Origin of the sequence: Pseudomonas sp. PDM28 (assembly GCF_019219115.1) — a bacterium.
GTDB lineage: Bacteria > Pseudomonadota > Gammaproteobacteria > Pseudomonadales > Pseudomonadaceae > Aquipseudomonas > Aquipseudomonas laurylsulfatiphila.
This window is the reverse complement of sequence record NZ_JAHUWG010000003.1, coordinates 587,633-602,678: the sequence shown is the minus strand read 5'-3', so window position 1 is coordinate 602,678 and position 15,046 is coordinate 587,633. Positions and strand designations below refer to the sequence as shown.

Annotated in this window: 13 protein-coding genes; all 13 read left to right on the top strand. The window is 59.4% G+C overall.

Annotated features, from left to right (window positions below):
* The first annotated feature begins 3 nt into the window (after window positions 1–3).
* The 13 genes from KW841_RS09250 to fliG all read left to right on the top strand — a co-directional run bounded on the left by KW841_RS09250 (window position 4) and on the right by fliG (window position 15,044).
* Window positions 4–1,593, top strand: a complete 1,590-nt coding sequence (locus KW841_RS09250; RefSeq protein ID WP_218475382.1) for a flagellar hook-associated protein 3 — start codon at window positions 4–6, stop codon at window positions 1,591–1,593.
* Between the two features lie 314 nt (window positions 1,594–1,907).
* On the top strand, window positions 1,908–2,837 hold the full coding sequence (locus tag KW841_RS09245) for a ketoacyl-ACP synthase III (protein WP_116580340.1): 930 nt from the start codon (window positions 1,908–1,910) through the stop codon (window positions 2,835–2,837).
* A 251-nt stretch (window positions 2,838–3,088) separates the two neighbouring features.
* Window positions 3,089–4,522 carry a flagellin gene (locus tag KW841_RS09240; RefSeq protein WP_116580341.1) on the top strand — a complete coding sequence of 478 codons (1,434 nt, stop codon included), beginning with the start codon at window positions 3,089–3,091 and terminating at the stop codon, window positions 4,520–4,522.
* A gap of 75 nt (window positions 4,523–4,597) precedes the next feature.
* Entirely contained in the window at window positions 4,598–4,948 is a 351-nt protein-coding gene (locus KW841_RS09235; protein WP_116580342.1) for a flagellar protein FlaG, read from the top strand.
* An 81-nt stretch (window positions 4,949–5,029) separates the two neighbouring features.
* Window positions 5,030–6,415 carry a flagellar filament capping protein FliD gene (gene fliD / locus KW841_RS09230; RefSeq protein ID WP_218475380.1) on the top strand — a complete coding sequence of 462 codons (1,386 nt, stop codon included), beginning with the start codon at window positions 5,030–5,032 and terminating at the stop codon, window positions 6,413–6,415.
* Between the two features lie 156 nt (window positions 6,416–6,571).
* Window positions 6,572–6,961 carry a flagellar export chaperone FliS gene (gene fliS / locus KW841_RS09225; protein ID WP_218475378.1) on the top strand — a complete coding sequence of 130 codons (390 nt, stop codon included), beginning with the start codon at window positions 6,572–6,574 and terminating at the stop codon, window positions 6,959–6,961.
* Window positions 6,962–6,985: 24 nt separating this feature from the next.
* Entirely contained in the window at window positions 6,986–7,282 is a 297-nt protein-coding gene (gene fliT / locus KW841_RS09220; protein ID WP_077045766.1) for a flagellar protein FliT, read from the top strand.
* 172 nt (window positions 7,283–7,454) lie between these two features.
* The gene (locus KW841_RS09215; RefSeq protein ID WP_218475376.1) at window positions 7,455–8,930 is read left to right on the top strand and encodes a sigma-54 dependent transcriptional regulator; all 1,476 of its coding nucleotides are present in this window, start codon (window positions 7,455–7,457) and stop codon (window positions 8,928–8,930) included.
* Between the two features lie 110 nt (window positions 8,931–9,040).
* On the top strand, window positions 9,041–10,264 hold the full coding sequence (locus KW841_RS09210; RefSeq protein ID WP_218475374.1) for a PAS domain-containing sensor histidine kinase: 1,224 nt from the start codon (window positions 9,041–9,043) through the stop codon (window positions 10,262–10,264).
* A 5-nt stretch (window positions 10,265–10,269) separates the two neighbouring features.
* Window positions 10,270–11,655: a sigma-54 dependent transcriptional regulator gene (locus tag KW841_RS09205; RefSeq protein WP_218475372.1), complete on the top strand. Its 1,386-nt coding sequence runs from the start codon at window positions 10,270–10,272 to the stop codon at window positions 11,653–11,655.
* A 246-nt stretch (window positions 11,656–11,901) separates the two neighbouring features.
* On the top strand, window positions 11,902–12,228 hold the full coding sequence (gene fliE / locus KW841_RS09200) for a flagellar hook-basal body complex protein FliE (RefSeq protein WP_218475370.1): 327 nt from the start codon (window positions 11,902–11,904) through the stop codon (window positions 12,226–12,228).
* A 16-nt stretch (window positions 12,229–12,244) separates the two neighbouring features.
* The gene (gene fliF / locus KW841_RS09195) at window positions 12,245–14,032 is read left to right on the top strand and encodes a flagellar basal-body MS-ring/collar protein FliF (protein ID WP_218475367.1); all 1,788 of its coding nucleotides are present in this window, start codon (window positions 12,245–12,247) and stop codon (window positions 14,030–14,032) included.
* Complete coding sequence (fliG, locus tag KW841_RS09190) at window positions 14,025–15,044, top strand: flagellar motor switch protein FliG (protein ID WP_007983391.1); 1,020 nt, start codon at window positions 14,025–14,027, stop codon at window positions 15,042–15,044. The genes fliF and fliG overlap by 8 nt, the downstream gene beginning before the upstream one ends.
* The last annotated feature ends 2 nt before the right edge of the window (window positions 15,045–15,046 follow it).

The following is a 15,046-nucleotide window of genomic DNA, read 5'->3' as shown; positions in this document are numbered from 1 at the left end:
AACATGCGTATTTCTACAGCACAGTATTACGCCACGACGGCTGCCAACTACTCTCGCAACCTCAATAACGTGATGAAGACCGCCGAGCAGGCCAGCAGCGGCGTCAAGCTTGAGACCGCAGCGGATGATCCGGTCGGCGCGGCCCGCCTCCTGCAACTTGAGCAGCAAAAAGCCATGTTGGGTCAGTACACCACCAACATCAATTCGTTGAACACGGCTCAAGCGCAAGAAGAGAGCGTGCTGGACAGCATCAACAACGTGCTGCAGAAAGTCAGCGAGTTGGCGGTACGTGCCGGTGGCGGTTCGTTGAACGACGATGACCGCAAATCCATTGCTGCAGAACTCAAGCAGTCCGAAGAGCAATTGCTGAGCTTGATGAACAGCAAGGACGCCAACGGCAAGTACATTTTCTCTGGCGCCAGCAACAATACCCAGCCGTTTGTGCGCAACAGTGACGGTACCTACAGCTATCAGGGTGACCAGACTCAGCTGGAGCTGAAGATCGGTGACTCGATGTCGCTGGGCCTTAACGATACCGGCTGGGACGTTTTCCAGCAGGCGATCAACGCCGCTCGCAGCTCGACCACCATGCTCACGCCGCCCGTCGATGACGGACGCGTCAGGCTGTCGCCAGGCCTGGTGAACTCCGGTCCGGCCTTCGATGCGAACTTCCGTGGCGGCGAGCCTTACAAGTTGCAGTTCACCAGCAGCACCCAATTCGTGATCACCGATGCCACCGGCGCCGACAGGACCGCCGAGGCGACTGGCGGCGGGGTGTTCGACCCGAATGCCAAGGGCGGCTCCGACATCAACTTCCGCGGCGTGACGTTCAAGCTGGACATCACCCCCCAGGCTGGCGATAACGCCACCAACATCGATGGCTTCATCGCCACGCACAGCTTCGAGTTGTCGGCCAAGCCGGACAGCTTCGTCAGCAACCGTGCCCCGAGCAACGTATCGACGGTTGTCGTGAGCAATGCAGCGGTGAGCAACGCCGCTGATTACAACAGCTTTTTCCCTGAAGGTGGGGCGGTCCTGAAGTTCACCGGTCCCGGGACCTTCGACCTGTACGCTCGTCCGTTGACCAGCGGCAGCACGCCGGTAACCTCAGGAACCGTGGTGGCCGGCGTGGCGACAGCGGCCGGTGTCGACTTTACCCTGAGTGGCGGCACTCCTCCTGGCGTGCTCAATCCGGGCGATCAGTTCGATATCGCGGTCAATACGCACCAGACCCAGAACGTACTCGACACCATCAGTCAGCTGCGTTCGGCACTCGACGCACCGACCCAGGGCAATCCGACCGCCCAGCGTTTTCTGGAGAATACGGTAGCCTCCTCCATTGCCAACCTGAACAACGGCAAGAACCAGGTCGACCTGGCGCGTGGCGCGATCGGTGCCCGGGGTAACGTGATGGACATGCAAAAGGAACAGAACTCCAGCGCCGGCCTGATCAACGAATCGACGGGCAACTCGATCAAGAACGCCGACCCGGCGGAAGTACTGACGCGTCTGACCTTGCAGCAAACCATGCTGCAGGCCGCGCAACTGGCCTTCGCCAGGGTTTCCCAGTTGAGCCTGTTCAACAAGCTTTGAGTCGGTCTTGACCGCTCGCGGCCAGCCCCTGTCACAGGGGGCTGGCTTTTTTTTGCTTTTTTTGGGGGGTAGGGCGAGGCCGGGCGGGGCGGGATCCGGACCACAAAATCAAATAAAGCAGCGGTGCCTGAGTGACCTGTCAGTCAAAACGCGCATCTTCACTGTATCCTGTCTGCGGGCGGTGAAGGTGGCGGGCTGCTCAAGGTGTTGTTCTTGAACCCCGATGTTGCCTCCTCTGGGGCACAGGCCCTGACTGTAGACGCCCTCGATTCAGCGAGCGGCGATGTTCAGCTGTTTATTATTGGGAAGCCATAATGATTGGCATAAAAAATATAGCGAGTTACGTGCCGGCAGCCGGGATTGATAATTACGCCCAGGGTGCAAAGTTCGACAAGGACGAAACCTTTATCCTTGGCAAAATCGGTTCTGCGTTTTTGCCGCGCATGGGGGCCGATCAGGAAACGTCCGATCTGTGTGTCGAAGCAGCCAATGCGCTGTTCGCCGCCAGTCCAGAACTCAAGCGTGAATCCATCGACTGCTTGATCGTCGTTACCCAGAATGGCGATGAGGAAGGGTTGCCGCACACTGCTGCGATCGTTCAGGACAAACTGGGCTTGCCGACCCATGTCGCTGCTTTCGATATTTCCCTGGGCTGTTCTGGCTACGTCTACGGCATCTATGCGATCAAAGGCTTCATGGAAGCGGCAGGGCTGAAAAATGGCCTGCTGATCACTGCCGATCCTTATTCGAAGATCGTCGACCCGGAAGACCGCAACACCACGATGCTGTTCGGTGATGCCGCTACCGCCACCTGGATGGGCGAAAACGCTGTCTGGCAACTGGGCAAGTCGAAGTTCGGTACCGACGGTTCCGGCGCACCGCACCTCAAGGTCAGCGACGGTGTATTCTTCATGAATGGTCGCCAGGTGTTCAACTTTGCCTTGTTGAAAGTTCCTGCGCATTTGCATGAGTTGTTGGATGAGTCCAATTTGCAGGCGAGCGACATCGATGCCTTCTGCATTCACCAGGGCAGTGCGGCCATCGTCGATGCCGTGGCGCGCCGCTTCGAAGAAGGTGAGCCGGAGAAGTTCGTCAAGGACATGCTTGAAACCGGTAACACGGTGTCGTCGAGCATTCCGCTGCTGTTGCAGAACCACGTCTTCGACTCCAAGTGGACTCGAGTTGCCATCAGCGGCTTTGGCGTGGGCCTCTCGTGGGGTTCGGCCATTCTCTATCGCGGCTGATCGACTGACTCGACGCTACAAAAAACAACGCCCGGAAATTTAAACTTCCGGGCGTTTTGCGTTTTTCTGACGCCGACTTTCTGGCTCTAAAGCCTTGAAAATAAAGGGCTGGCAAGCTGCCACTAAAAAATTCGAAAAAACCGCTCAAGCAAAGCCTCTTCACGACGATAACTATTACGTAGGTTCTCTAGGCCACACCAGGCGGTTGCCAGGGCCGGAAGCCGCAGTATCCATCCAACGAGGATTTCGTCATGGCTTTAACCGTAAACACCAACCTTGCTTCCTTGACCGTTCAGAACAACCTGAACAAAGCTTCCGGTAATCTGCAAACCTCCATGCAGCGCCTGTCCTCCGGCCTGCGTATCAACAGCGCTAAAGACGACGCTGCCGGCCTGCAGATTTCCAACCGTCTGACCAGCCAGATCAACGGCCTGGGCGCGGCTATCAAGAACGCCGGTGACGGTATCTCCATCGCGCAAACCGCTGAAGGCGCGATGCAGGAATCCACCAACATCCTGCAGAAAATGCGTACCCTGGCTCTGGCTTCCGCGAACGGCTCGCCAAGCGATGACGACCGTAAGTCGAACAACGCCGAATACTCCGCACTGACTGCTGAACTGACTCGTATTGCTACCACCACTACCTTCGGTGGTCGTAACCTGCTGGACGGCTCCTTCGGTACTACCCAATTCCAGGTAGGCGCCAACGCCAACCAGACCATCAACATGACTCTGGGCGACGTATCGGCCAACAACATCGGCTCCCAGCAGCTGAAAAGCCTGGCGATCGCGCCGAGCGCAACCGGTGTAGCTGGTGGTGCTGTAACTCTCGTTGGTGGTGGCCAGACCGCAAACTTCACCATTACAGCGGGTGATTCGGCCAAGACTACCGCTTCGCAGATCAACAAAGCCGCTGTGGGTGGCGTGACCGCGACTGCCAGCACTGAAGCTCAATTCACTGTCAACAGTGCTGCCATCACTACCAGCGCCAACTTCACCATTAAAGTCGGCACTGGTGCCGCGGTGAGCATGGTGGGTGTGACCAACACCGGTGAACTGGCTGACCAACTGAAATCCAACGCCGCCAAACTGGGCATCAGCGTTAACTACGATGCCAAGGCTGGTACCCTGTCGGTTAAATCCGATACCGGTGAGAACATCACTCTGGACAACGGTGACGCAGACGCAATCGCCGGTATCTCGGTTGCAGCCAAAGACGGTTCCGGTGTCTATGGTGCTCCAGTTGCCGCCCTTGCCGGTCCTCTGCAGATCACTGGCGCTGTTTCCCTGAACTCCGCCAACAGCTACTCGATGAGCGGCGCGGGCGTGACCAACCTGTTCAACGCCGGTACTGCTGCCAGCTCGGTTAAAACCACTGTTGCGGCCACTGACGTTACCACTGCAGCCAACGCTCAGAACGCTATCGACGTGATCAGCCAGGCGATCTCGGCTATCGACTCCCAGCGTGCTGACCTCGGTGCGGTACAAAACCGTTTCGACAGCACCGTAGCCAACCTGCGCAGCATCTCGGACAACTCCACTTCTGCTCGTGGCGTGATCCAGGACGTTGACTTCGCAGCAGAAACTGCTCAGCTGACCAAGCAACAAACCCTGCAACAAGCTTCTACTGCGATCCTGTCGCAGGCTAACCAGCTGCCATCGGCTGTACTGAAGCTGCTGGGTTGATTCCAGCGCTTGGTAACTGACGGAAGGGCGCGTTTACGCGCCCTTTTGTTTTTTTTCATGATGAGGAGATAAGGCATGGACATGAGCGTCAAATTGAACCAGTCCTATCCCGCGGTTGCCCTTCAGGGCGTAACGCCGAATGTCACTGGAAAACCGGAACAGCCCAAGACTGAAGCGCTCAAGGCCTCGAGCCCCGAGCCAAAGCGTGACGAGCTGGAAAAAGCGGTTACCGATATTCAGGAGTTTGTCCAGGCTGCCCAGCGCAATCTGGATTTTTCCATTGATGACTCCACTGGCCGGGTCGTGGTCAAGGTCATCGCCACCGATACGGGTCTGGTGATTCGTCAGATCCCGTCGGAAGCTGCACTAAAACTGGCCCAGAGCCTGTCGGACGCCAGTAGTTTGTTGTTTGACGGCAAAGTCTGAACTGGCATGAATTTTGTTGCTGTCGCTGTTTAAGACGTTCCTGGTCAAGAAAACGGCAGCCACTGGATAAGGAGAGAGATGATGGCGGGTACAACGGTCAGCGGTATTGGTTCGAACATCGATACCCAGGCGATTGTTAAGTCTTTGGTGGACTCCGAAAGAGCGCCAAAACAGACGCAAATCAACAATCAGACGCTGAAAGCAACCACCTCGCTGTCGTCGATCGGCAAAATCCAGGCGGCGCTGGATGCCTTCCGTGGGGCGTTGGATAACATGAAAACCACCGCCAGCTTCAGCGGGTTGAGCGGCACGTCCTCCGATGAAAAAGTGGCCACGGTGACCACCGGTAACGGTGCGGCGGCGGGCAATTTCTCGCTGCTGGTCACCCAGTTGGCAACCGCATCGAAAATTTCCACCAAGGTTTACGCCGATGGCGCTTCCTCGGTGGTCAATGCCGGGGCGGTGCCGTCCACGCTGAGCATCAAGCAGGGCAGCGATACTTTCGACGTCAGCATTCCCGCTGGCGCGACGTTGCAGCAGGTGCGCGACTCGATCAACTCCCAGTACGCGAACCAGGGCTTGAGTGCCAACATCCTGACTGATGCCAACGGTTCTCGAATGGTGCTGACGAGCAGTAAAACAGGGGTCGGTTCGGACCTGACCCTGGCGGGTAACTCCGGTCTGGAAACCGGCACCTCGATCCTCACCACGCCACAGAACGCCAAGTACACGCTTGACGGTGTGGCGATGGAATCGAAGAGCAACACCATTGCCGATGCCGTGAGCGGTATTACGCTGAAATTGACAGGGGTTTCTCCGGTCCCGTCCGGCGGCGGTGCGGCAACACCAACCACTATCACCGTGTCGGCCGACACTACGACGCTGAAGTCTTCGGTCAAGGGGTTTGTCGACACCTACAACGCGCTGATCAAGGCTGCCAACACCGAGACCCAGGTCACGACCAATGCCGATGGTTCGTTGACGACAGGTGCGCTCACGGGCGACGCGTCGCTGCGTTCGTTGCTATCGTCGGTGCGTACCGAATTGAACGCCATGGGTGGCACAGGTCAGATGAAATCCCTCGCTCAGTTTGGTGTCGAGACCGACCAGAAGACCGGATTGCTGTCGATCGACGATAAAGTGTTCAGTGCTGCGGCAAAGACCAATGCCGCCGATATCAACGGGATTTTTACGGGCGATACCGGTTTGCTTGCGCGCATGAAGGCTGCTACCGACACCTTCGCGCAGAAAACTACCGGGGTCTTTGCCGCGCGTTCGGCGAGCTTGAGCGATAGCCTGAACGACCTGAAGAAGCAGCAGGACTCCCTTGATGCACGGATGGTCAGTCTGCAAACAAGTCTGACCGCCAAGTACACTGCGATGGACTCCCTGGTGGCCAGGCTGCGCGCCCAGAGCGACAGCATCATGACCACGCTCAATGCGCTGAACAATCCCAAAGACAGCTGATTTGGATCAGGCATGAAAAACCCGGGTTGCCTGTAAAGTCAACGCCAGGGTTTTTTCACGGGGCGGCGGGTCTGCATTAAAGTTATGTGTCGACCAGTCGACATAAAGATCAGAGCCTTCCCAATTTCAAGCTGTTGTCTGTCACGAGGTAGAAACATGAACCCCATGAGAGCCCTTCGCCAATACCAGAAGGTCAATTCCCATGCCCAGATCTCGGAAGCCAGCCCTCATCGCCTGGTGCAGATGCTGATGGAGGGCGGGCTGGACCGCATGGCCCAGGCCAAGGGCGCCATGGAGCGGGGCGACACCGCACTCAAGGGGTTGATGTTGGGCAGGGCCGTGGACATCATCATCGGCCTGCGTGATGGCTTGAACCCGGAAAAGACCGACGATCCGGCGTCGCTGCAGCAGCTCGACAATTTGTACGCCTACATGATGACCCGCCTGATGGAAGCCAATCGTGATAACAACGCGGCGATCATCGACGAGGTATCGGGTTTGCTTGAAACCCTGAAAAGCGGTTGGGATGCAATTGCCAATCAATAGGCCCGAGGGTCTGAGGATGACGTCATGAGTCAAGCACTGCGGCGCATAGAAGAAACCCGCGAAGCCCTGATCGACGCCCTGGCGGCGCGTAACTGGGACGCGATCGGCGAACTGGATTCGACCTGTCGTGAATGCGTCGACGAGGTGCTCAGTGAAGCGCCGATCGACGAAGATGCGGTGCGGAGCAATCTGGAAGGGTTGCTGGCAGTGTACAAAGAGTTGCTGACGGCGACGATGGGCGAGCGTCAGGCGATAGTCGATGAGATGTCGCAGATCAACCAAGCACAAAAGGCATCAAAGGTTTACCATCTGTTTGGTTAATTGACGCCGGTTAATCCAAACATAGTGCGCCATAAATTTGACTGTGCACGGTTTTTTGACTTAACTAGTGGCTGGTTCCAGAATTCAGTCGTCTTCAGGCATATCAGGCCTGCAAGCGTTTAGCTTGCCCCAGCATTTTGGGCATTGAGTTGACTAGGGAAGTTGCTATTGCATGTGGCGTGAAACCAAAATTCTGCTGATTGATGACGATAGCGTCCGCCGCCGCGACCTGGCGGTGATTTTAAATTTTCTCGGCGAAGAAAATTTACCCTGCGGTAGCCATGACTGGCAGCAGGCTGTCGGCTCTTTGTCGTCAAGTCGTGAAGTAATCTGTGTCCTGATCGGGACGGTCAGCGCTCCTGGTGCACTTCTGGGCTTGCTAAAGACACTCTCGACCTGGGATGAGTTCCTTCCGGTTTTGTTAATGGGCGATAATTCTTCCATTGACCTGCCGGAGGACCAGCGTCGCCGGGTGCTTTCGACCCTCGAAATGCCGCCCAGCTACAGCAAGCTGCTCGATTCGCTGCACCGTGCCCAGGTCTATCGCGAGATGTACGACCAGGCCCGCGAGCGCGGTCGTCATCGCGAACCCAACCTTTTCCGCAGTCTTGTCGGCACCAGCCGGGCGATCCAGCACGTCCGCCAGATGATGCAGCAAGTCGCCGATACCGATGCCAGCGTGCTGATCCTCGGTGAGTCCGGCACCGGCAAGGAAGTGGTTGCGCGCAACCTGCATTACCATTCCAAGCGCCGCGAAGCGCCGTTCGTGCCGGTCAACTGCGGGGCGATCCCGGCCGAGCTGCTGGAAAGCGAATTGTTCGGTCATGAGAAGGGCGCTTTCACGGGGGCGATCACCAGCCGTGCCGGTCGATTCGAACTGGCCAATGGCGGCACCCTGTTCCTCGATGAAATCGGCGACATGCCGCTGCCGATGCAGGTCAAGCTGCTGCGCGTATTGCAGGAGCGCACCTTCGAGCGCGTGGGTAGCAACAAGACCCAGAGCGTCGACGTGCGCATCATTGCCGCGACCCACAAGAATCTCGAAAGCATGATCGAGATCGGCACCTTCCGCGAAGACCTGTACTACCGCCTGAATGTGTTCCCGATCGAGATGGCGCCGCTGCGAGAGCGCGTCGAGGACATTCCGCTGCTGATGAACGAGCTGATCTCGCGCATGGAGCACGAGAAGCGCGGTTCGATCCGTTTCAACTCGGCGGCGATCATGTCGCTGTGCCGCCATGGCTGGCCGGGTAACGTCCGTGAACTGGCCAACCTGGTAGAGCGCATGGCGATCATGCATCCCTACGGCGTGATCGGCGTGGTCGAACTGCCGAAGAAATTCCGCTACGTCGACGATGAAGACGAGCAAATGGTCGACAGCCTGCGCACCGATCTGGAAGAGCGCGTGGCCATCAACGGTCATACGCAGGACTTCACGGCCAACGCCATGTTGCCGCCGGAGGGCCTGGACCTGAAGGACTACCTCGGTGGCCTGGAGCAAGGGTTGATTCAGCAGGCGCTGGATGATGCCAACGGAATCGTGGCCCGCGCGGCCGAGCGCCTGCGTATTCGTCGCACCACGCTGGTGGAAAAGATGCGCAAGTACGGCATGAGCCGTCGTGATGGAGACGAACAGGCGGATGATTGACGCCTGTTTTTCAACTCATTCATTTATAAGAAGTTTTTTTTAGGCATGGGTATTGCTTTGTCCCTCGCAACGTTCCGTTTCACTGACGGTCAGCCAAGCGAGAGAGCACCATGCCCCCATCCGCCCAGATATCTCCTGCCTCAGATACTTTTGGGGATGCTTCGCGGCAGCCGTCGTCCGTAGAGCAGGCGAGCCGTCTGGGCCTTGAGCAGACATTCGCGCTGTTCAATCAGATGTCCAGTCAGTTGACCGATTCCTACAGCATGCTTGAAGCCCGGGTCACCGAGCTCAAGGGTGAACTGGCGGTGGTCAGCGCCCAGCGCATGCAGGAACTGGCGGAAAAAGAACGCCTGGCCAACCGCCTGCAAAATCTCCTTGATCTGTTACCCGGCGGTGTCATCGTCATCGACGCTCAGGGCATCGTGCGCGAAGCCAATCCGGCGGCGTGCGAGTTGCTGGGCCTTCCGCTGGAAGGCGAATTGTGGCGCCACGTCATTGCCCGCTGCTTTGCGCCGCGCGAAGACGATGGCCATGAGGTCTCCCTCAAGGATGGCCGGCGTCTGTCGATCGCCACGCGCTCGCTGGACGCCGAGCCTGGCCAGTTGGTGTTGCTCAATGACCTGACCGAAACCCGCCATCTGCAGGATCAATTGGCTCGTCATGAGCGTCTGTCGTCGTTGGGGCGCATGGTCGCGTCCCTGGCTCATCAGATACGCACGCCGTTGTCCGCTGCGTTGCTGTACGCCAGTCATTTGACCGAGCAAGCGCTGCCGGTCACTACCCAGCAGCGCTTTGCCGGACGTCTGAAGGAACGCCTGCACGAGCTCGAGCACCAGGTGCGCGACATGCTGGTGTTTGCTCGTGGCGAGTTGCCGCTGACCGACCGCATAACCCCTGGCCAACTGATGCAATCGCTGCAGGCGGCCGCACTGACCCACGTGCAGGATCTGCCGATCCGCTGGCAGTGCGACAGTCATTCGGGGGAATTGCTGTGCAATCGCGACACCCTGGTCGGCGCGATCCTCAACCTGATCGAGAACGCCATTCAGGCCGGTGCCGGTCAATTGCGCCTGAAGGTTCACCTCTACACCCGCGGCAACACCCTGCGCCTGTGTGTCAGTGATAGTGGCTCGGGTATCGATGCCGCGGTTCTGGCGCGATTGGGCGAACCCTTTTTTACCACCAAGACCACCGGTACAGGTCTTGGTCTGACCGTGGTCAAGGCGGTGGCGCGTGCGCATCAGGGAGAATTGCAGCTGCGTTCGCGGCTCGGTCGCGGCACTTGCGCGCAGGTGATCCTGCCGCTGTTCAGCAACGCTCAGGGAGCGGAGTGACATAGATGGGCATCAAGGTTCTGTTGGTCGAGGACGACCGCGCGTTGCGCGAGGCACTGGCGGATACGCTGTTGCTCGCGGGGCACGATTACAAGGCGGTGGGTTCGGCGCAAGAGGCGCTGGTAGCTGTCGGCGGCGAGGCTTTCAGCCTGGTGATCAGCGACGTCAACATGCCAGGCATGGACGGCCACCAGTTGCTGGGCCTGCTGCGAGCGCGACAGCCGCAGTTGCCGGTGTTGCTGATGACGGCTCACGGCGCGGTCGAGCGTGCGGTCGATGCGATGCGCCAGGGGGCGGCGGACTACCTGGTCAAGCCATTCGAGCCCAAGGCGTTGCTTGATCTGGTGGCGCGCCATGCACTGGGCAGTCTTGGCCTGGCCGAAGGTGAGGGGCCGGTAGCGTTCGAGCCGGCCAGCGCGCAGTTGCTCGAGCTGGCGGCGCGGGTTGCGCGCAGTGATTCCACGGTGTTGATCTCGGGTGAATCGGGCACGGGCAAGGAGGTGCTGGCGCGTTACATCCATCAGCATTCTCATCGCGCCAGTCAGCCGTTCATTGCGATCAACTGCGCAGCGATCCCGGACAACATGCTCGAAGCGACGTTGTTCGGTCACGAGAAGGGTTCCTTTACCGGCGCCATTGCCGCGCAAGCCGGCAAGTTCGAGCAGGCCGACGGCGGCACCCTGCTGCTCGACGAAATTTCCGAGATGCCCCTGGGACTCCAGGCCAAATTGCTGCGCGTGCTGCAGGAGCGCGAGGTCGAGAGGGTGGGGGCGCGTAAACCGATCGCGCTGGATATTCGCGTGGTCGCAACCACCAACCGCGACCTGGCGGGTGAAGTGGCGGCGGGCCGCTTTCGCGAAGATCTCTACTATCGCCTGTCGGTGTTTCCGCTGGCCTGGCGTCCGCTGCGCGAGCGCACCGCTGACATTCTGCCGTTGGCCGAGCGTCTGTTGGCCAAGCACGTCAATAAAATGAAGCATTCGGCTGCCAGATTGTCGCCCGAGGCTCAGGCGTGCCTGATCGGTTATCCGTGGCCAGGTAACGTGCGTGAACTGGATAACGCGATTCAGCGCGCGCTGATTCTGCAACAGGGCGGTCTGATCCAGCCGCAGGACTTCTGTCTGGCCGGGCCGGTGGCCTGCGCTCCGTTGCCTGTGTCGGTTGCGGCGCCGCTGCGGTCTATGGAGGCCGAGTCCGAGTCGGCCGGTGCGCTGGGGGATGACCTGCGTCGCCGTGAGTTCCAGATGATCATCGATACCCTGCGCGCCGAGCGCGGTCGGCGCAAAGAGGCGGCCGAGCGCCTGGGGATCAGCCCGCGAACCCTGCGCTACAAGCTGGCGCAGATGCGCGATGCCGGCATGGATGTGGAAGCCTATCTGTTCGCCACTTGACCGCTAGCCTGCGCCTGAGCCCTGTAGGAGCGAGCCTGCTCGCGATGGTCGTTAACGATAACGCGGGGTTTCAGGATAAACACGTCGTTCTTGGGTCCATCGCGAGCGAGCTCGCACCTACAGAAGATTGCGAGCTGATGAAGGCGTTTTGTTCAGCGTGGCCACGGAGCTGGCACCCTTGTTGCTAACACCTCATGACCCGCCGAGTGAGTGTCAAAAAATTGCGGGTCGTCAAAGAGAGAGACCATGAGCCAAGGTATTGAATTCAATCGGTTGATGCTGGATATGCGCGCCATGCAAATGGATGCCATGTCTGCGCCGAAATCGACTGCCGTCCCTGAAGTGGCGAGCAGCAGCTTTTCCGACATGCTCGGCCAGGCCGTCAATAAAGTGAACGACACCCAACAGGCTTCCACTCAGTTGGCCAGCGCCTTCGAAATCGGCAAAAGCGGCGTCGACCTGACAGACGTGATGATTTCCTCGCAGAAGGCCAGTGTGTCATTCCAGGCGTTGACCCAGGTGCGCAACAAGCTGGTTCAGGCCTACCAAGACATCATGCAGATGCCGGTTTAAAGGACGAGATTGAGTCATGGCAGAAGCAGTCGCCGATAATGTTCCGGCCAAGGCCACCCCAATAGACGGCAAGCCGCCGCTGTTCGGGTTGTCCTTCCTGGAAAACCTCTCCGAGATGACCATGTTGCGTCAGGTGGGCCTGTTGGTCGGTCTGGCGGCGAGCGTGGCGATTGGTTTTGCCGTGGTGTTGTGGTCTCAACAGCCGGACTACCGGCCTCTGTACGGCAGCCTTGCCGGCATGGACGCCAAGCAGGTCATGGATACCCTGGCCTCCGCCGATATTCCGTACACCGTCGAACCCAATTCCGGTGCCTTGCTGGTCAAGGCCGATGACCTGTCCCGTGCTCGGCTCAAGCTCGCGGGCGCTGGTGTCACTCCCAGCGACGGCAACATCGGTTTTGAAATCCTCGACAAGGAACAGGGGCTGGGCACCAGCCAGTTCATGGAGGCGACCCGCTATCGTCGCGGCCTCGAAGGTGAACTGGCCCGCACCATTTCCAGCCTGAACAACGTCAAGGGTGCCCGCGTGCACCTGGCGATCCCGAAGAGTTCGGTGTTCGTGCGCGACGAGCGCAAGCCGAGCGCTTCGGTACTGGTCGAACTCTATTCCGGTCGCTCCCTCGAGCCAGGCCAGGTCGTGGCGATCATCAACCTGGTGGCGACCAGCGTTCCCGAACTCAGCAAGTCGCAGATCACCGTCGTCGACCAGAAGGGCAACCTGCTCTCGGATCAGGCGGAAAACTCCGAACTGACCATGGCCGGCAAGCAGTTCGACTACAGCCGTCGCATGGAAAGCATGCTCACCCAGCGCGTGCACAACATCCTGCAACCGGTGCTGGGCAATGATCGTTACAAAGCCGAAGTGTCCGCCGATGTGGACTTCAGTGCGGTCGAGTCGACTTCCGAGCAGTTCAACCCGGATCAACCGGCGTTGCGCAGCGAGCAGTCGGTCAACGAACAACGTACCGCCAGCAACGGTCCGCAAGGCGTGCCGGGTGCCTTGAGCAACCAGCCGCCATCGCCGGCCTCCGCACCGCAAACCACCGGTGGCGCGACTGCGTCGGCCGGCATGGTGCAGCCAGGGCAGCCTCTGATCGACGCCAACGGTCAGCAAATCATGGACCCGGCCACCGGCCAGCCGATGCTGGCGCCGTACCCCGCAGACAAGCGTCAGCAATCGACCAGGAACTTCGAACTCGACCGTTCCATCAGCCACACCAAACAGCAGCAGGGCCGGTTGAATCGCCTGTCGGTGTCGGTGGTGGTCGATGATCAGGTCAAGATCAACCCGGCCAACGGCGAAACCAGCCGTGCGCCGTGGACCGCCGATGAATTGGCGCGCTTCACCCGTCTGGTGCAGGACGCCGTCGGTTTCGACGCCAGCCGTGGCGACAGCGTCAGTGTGATCAACATGCCGTTCTCCGCCGAGCGCGGTGAGGTGATTGCCGATATTCCGTTCTACTCCCAGCCATGGTTCTGGGACATCGTCAAGCAAGTGCTGGGTGTGCTGTTCATTCTGGTGCTGGTGTTCGGTGTCCTGCGTCCGGTGCTCAACAACATCACCGGTGGCGGCAAAGGCAAGCAGCTGGCCGGTATCGGCAGCGACGTCGAGTTGGGTGGCATGGGCGGTCTGGATGGCGAACTGGCCAACGACCGTGTCAGCCTTGGCGGTCCGACCAGCATTCTGCTGCCGAGCCCGAGCGAAGGTTATGACGCTCAGTTGAACGCAATCAAGAGTCTGGTGGCCGAAGACCCGGGTCGTGTGGCCCAGGTCGTGAAAGAGTGGATTAACGCAGATGAGTGATAACCGAGCCGTTGCCGCCAAACTGTCCAAGGTCGACAAAGCCGCAATCCTGTTGCTGTCCCTGGGCTCCACCGATGCGGCCCAGGTGTTGCGCCACATGGGCCCCAAAGAGGTTCAGCGGGTGGGCGTGGCCATGGCCCAGATGGGTAATGTGCACCGCGAGCAGGTCGAGCAGGTGATGAGCGAGTTCGTCGATATCGTCGGCGACCAGACCAGCCTGGGCGTCGGCTCCGACGACTATGTGCGCAAAATGCTCACCCAGGCCCTGGGCGAAGACAAGGCCAACGGCCTGATCGACCGCATCCTGCTCGGTGGCAACACCAGCGGCCTCGACAGCCTGAAGTGGATGGAGCCGCGCGCCGTCGCCGACGTAATCCGTTATGAGCACCCGCAGATCCAGGCGATCGTGGTGGCCTACCTCGATCCGGACCAGGCCGGTGAAGTGCTCGGCAACTTCGACCACAAGGTGCGACTGGACATCATCCTGCGCGTGTCCTCGCTGAATACCGTGCAACCGGCGGCCCTGAAAGAACTCAACCAGATTCTCGAGAAGCAGTTCTCCGGCAACTCGAATGCCTCGCGCACCACCCTGGGTGGCATCAAGCGGGCGGCGGACATCATGAACTTCCTCGACAGCTCGATCGAAGGCCAGCTCATGGATTCGATCCGCGAAGTCGACGAAGACCTGTCCGGTCAGATCGAAGACCTCATGTTCGTGTTCAACAACCTGGCCGATGTCGATGACCGCGGCATCCAGGCGCTGCTCCGCGAGGTGTCCTCCGATGTGCTGGTGCTGGCCCTCAAGGGGTCGGACGAAGGCGTCAAGGAGAAGATCTTCAAGAACATGTCCAAACGTGCCGCCGAACTGTTGCGCGACGACCTGGAAGCCAAGGGCCCGGTGCGTGTCAGCGACGTGGAAACCGCGCAGAAGGAAATCCTCACCATCGCCCGCCGTATGGCCGAAGCCGGAGAAATCGTTCTCGGCGGCAAGGGCGGCGAGGAAATGATCTAACA

Excerpts from the sequence above, each read along its gene's own strand:
- KW841_RS09250 (WP_218475382.1), top strand. The coding sequence starts at position 4 with ATGCGTATTTCTACAGCACAGTATTACGCCACGACGGCTGCCAACTAC.
- KW841_RS09245 (WP_116580340.1), top strand. The coding sequence starts at position 1,908 with ATGATTGGCATAAAAAATATAGCGAGTTACGTGCCGGCAGCCGGGATT.
- KW841_RS09240 (WP_116580341.1), top strand. The coding sequence starts at position 3,089 with ATGGCTTTAACCGTAAACACCAACCTTGCTTCCTTGACCGTTCAGAAC.
- KW841_RS09235 (WP_116580342.1), top strand. The coding sequence starts at position 4,598 with ATGGACATGAGCGTCAAATTGAACCAGTCCTATCCCGCGGTTGCCCTT.
- fliD (WP_218475380.1), top strand. The coding sequence starts at position 5,030 with ATGGCGGGTACAACGGTCAGCGGTATTGGTTCGAACATCGATACCCAG.
- fliS (WP_218475378.1), top strand. The coding sequence starts at position 6,572 with ATGAACCCCATGAGAGCCCTTCGCCAATACCAGAAGGTCAATTCCCAT.
- fliT (WP_077045766.1), top strand. The coding sequence starts at position 6,986 with ATGAGTCAAGCACTGCGGCGCATAGAAGAAACCCGCGAAGCCCTGATC.
- KW841_RS09215 (WP_218475376.1), top strand. The coding sequence starts at position 7,455 with ATGTGGCGTGAAACCAAAATTCTGCTGATTGATGACGATAGCGTCCGC.
- KW841_RS09210 (WP_218475374.1), top strand. The coding sequence starts at position 9,041 with ATGCCCCCATCCGCCCAGATATCTCCTGCCTCAGATACTTTTGGGGAT.
- KW841_RS09205 (WP_218475372.1), top strand. The coding sequence starts at position 10,270 with ATGGGCATCAAGGTTCTGTTGGTCGAGGACGACCGCGCGTTGCGCGAG.
- fliE (WP_218475370.1), top strand. The coding sequence starts at position 11,902 with ATGAGCCAAGGTATTGAATTCAATCGGTTGATGCTGGATATGCGCGCC.
- fliF (WP_218475367.1), top strand. The coding sequence starts at position 12,245 with ATGGCAGAAGCAGTCGCCGATAATGTTCCGGCCAAGGCCACCCCAATA.
- fliG (WP_007983391.1), top strand. The coding sequence starts at position 14,025 with ATGAGTGATAACCGAGCCGTTGCCGCCAAACTGTCCAAGGTCGACAAA.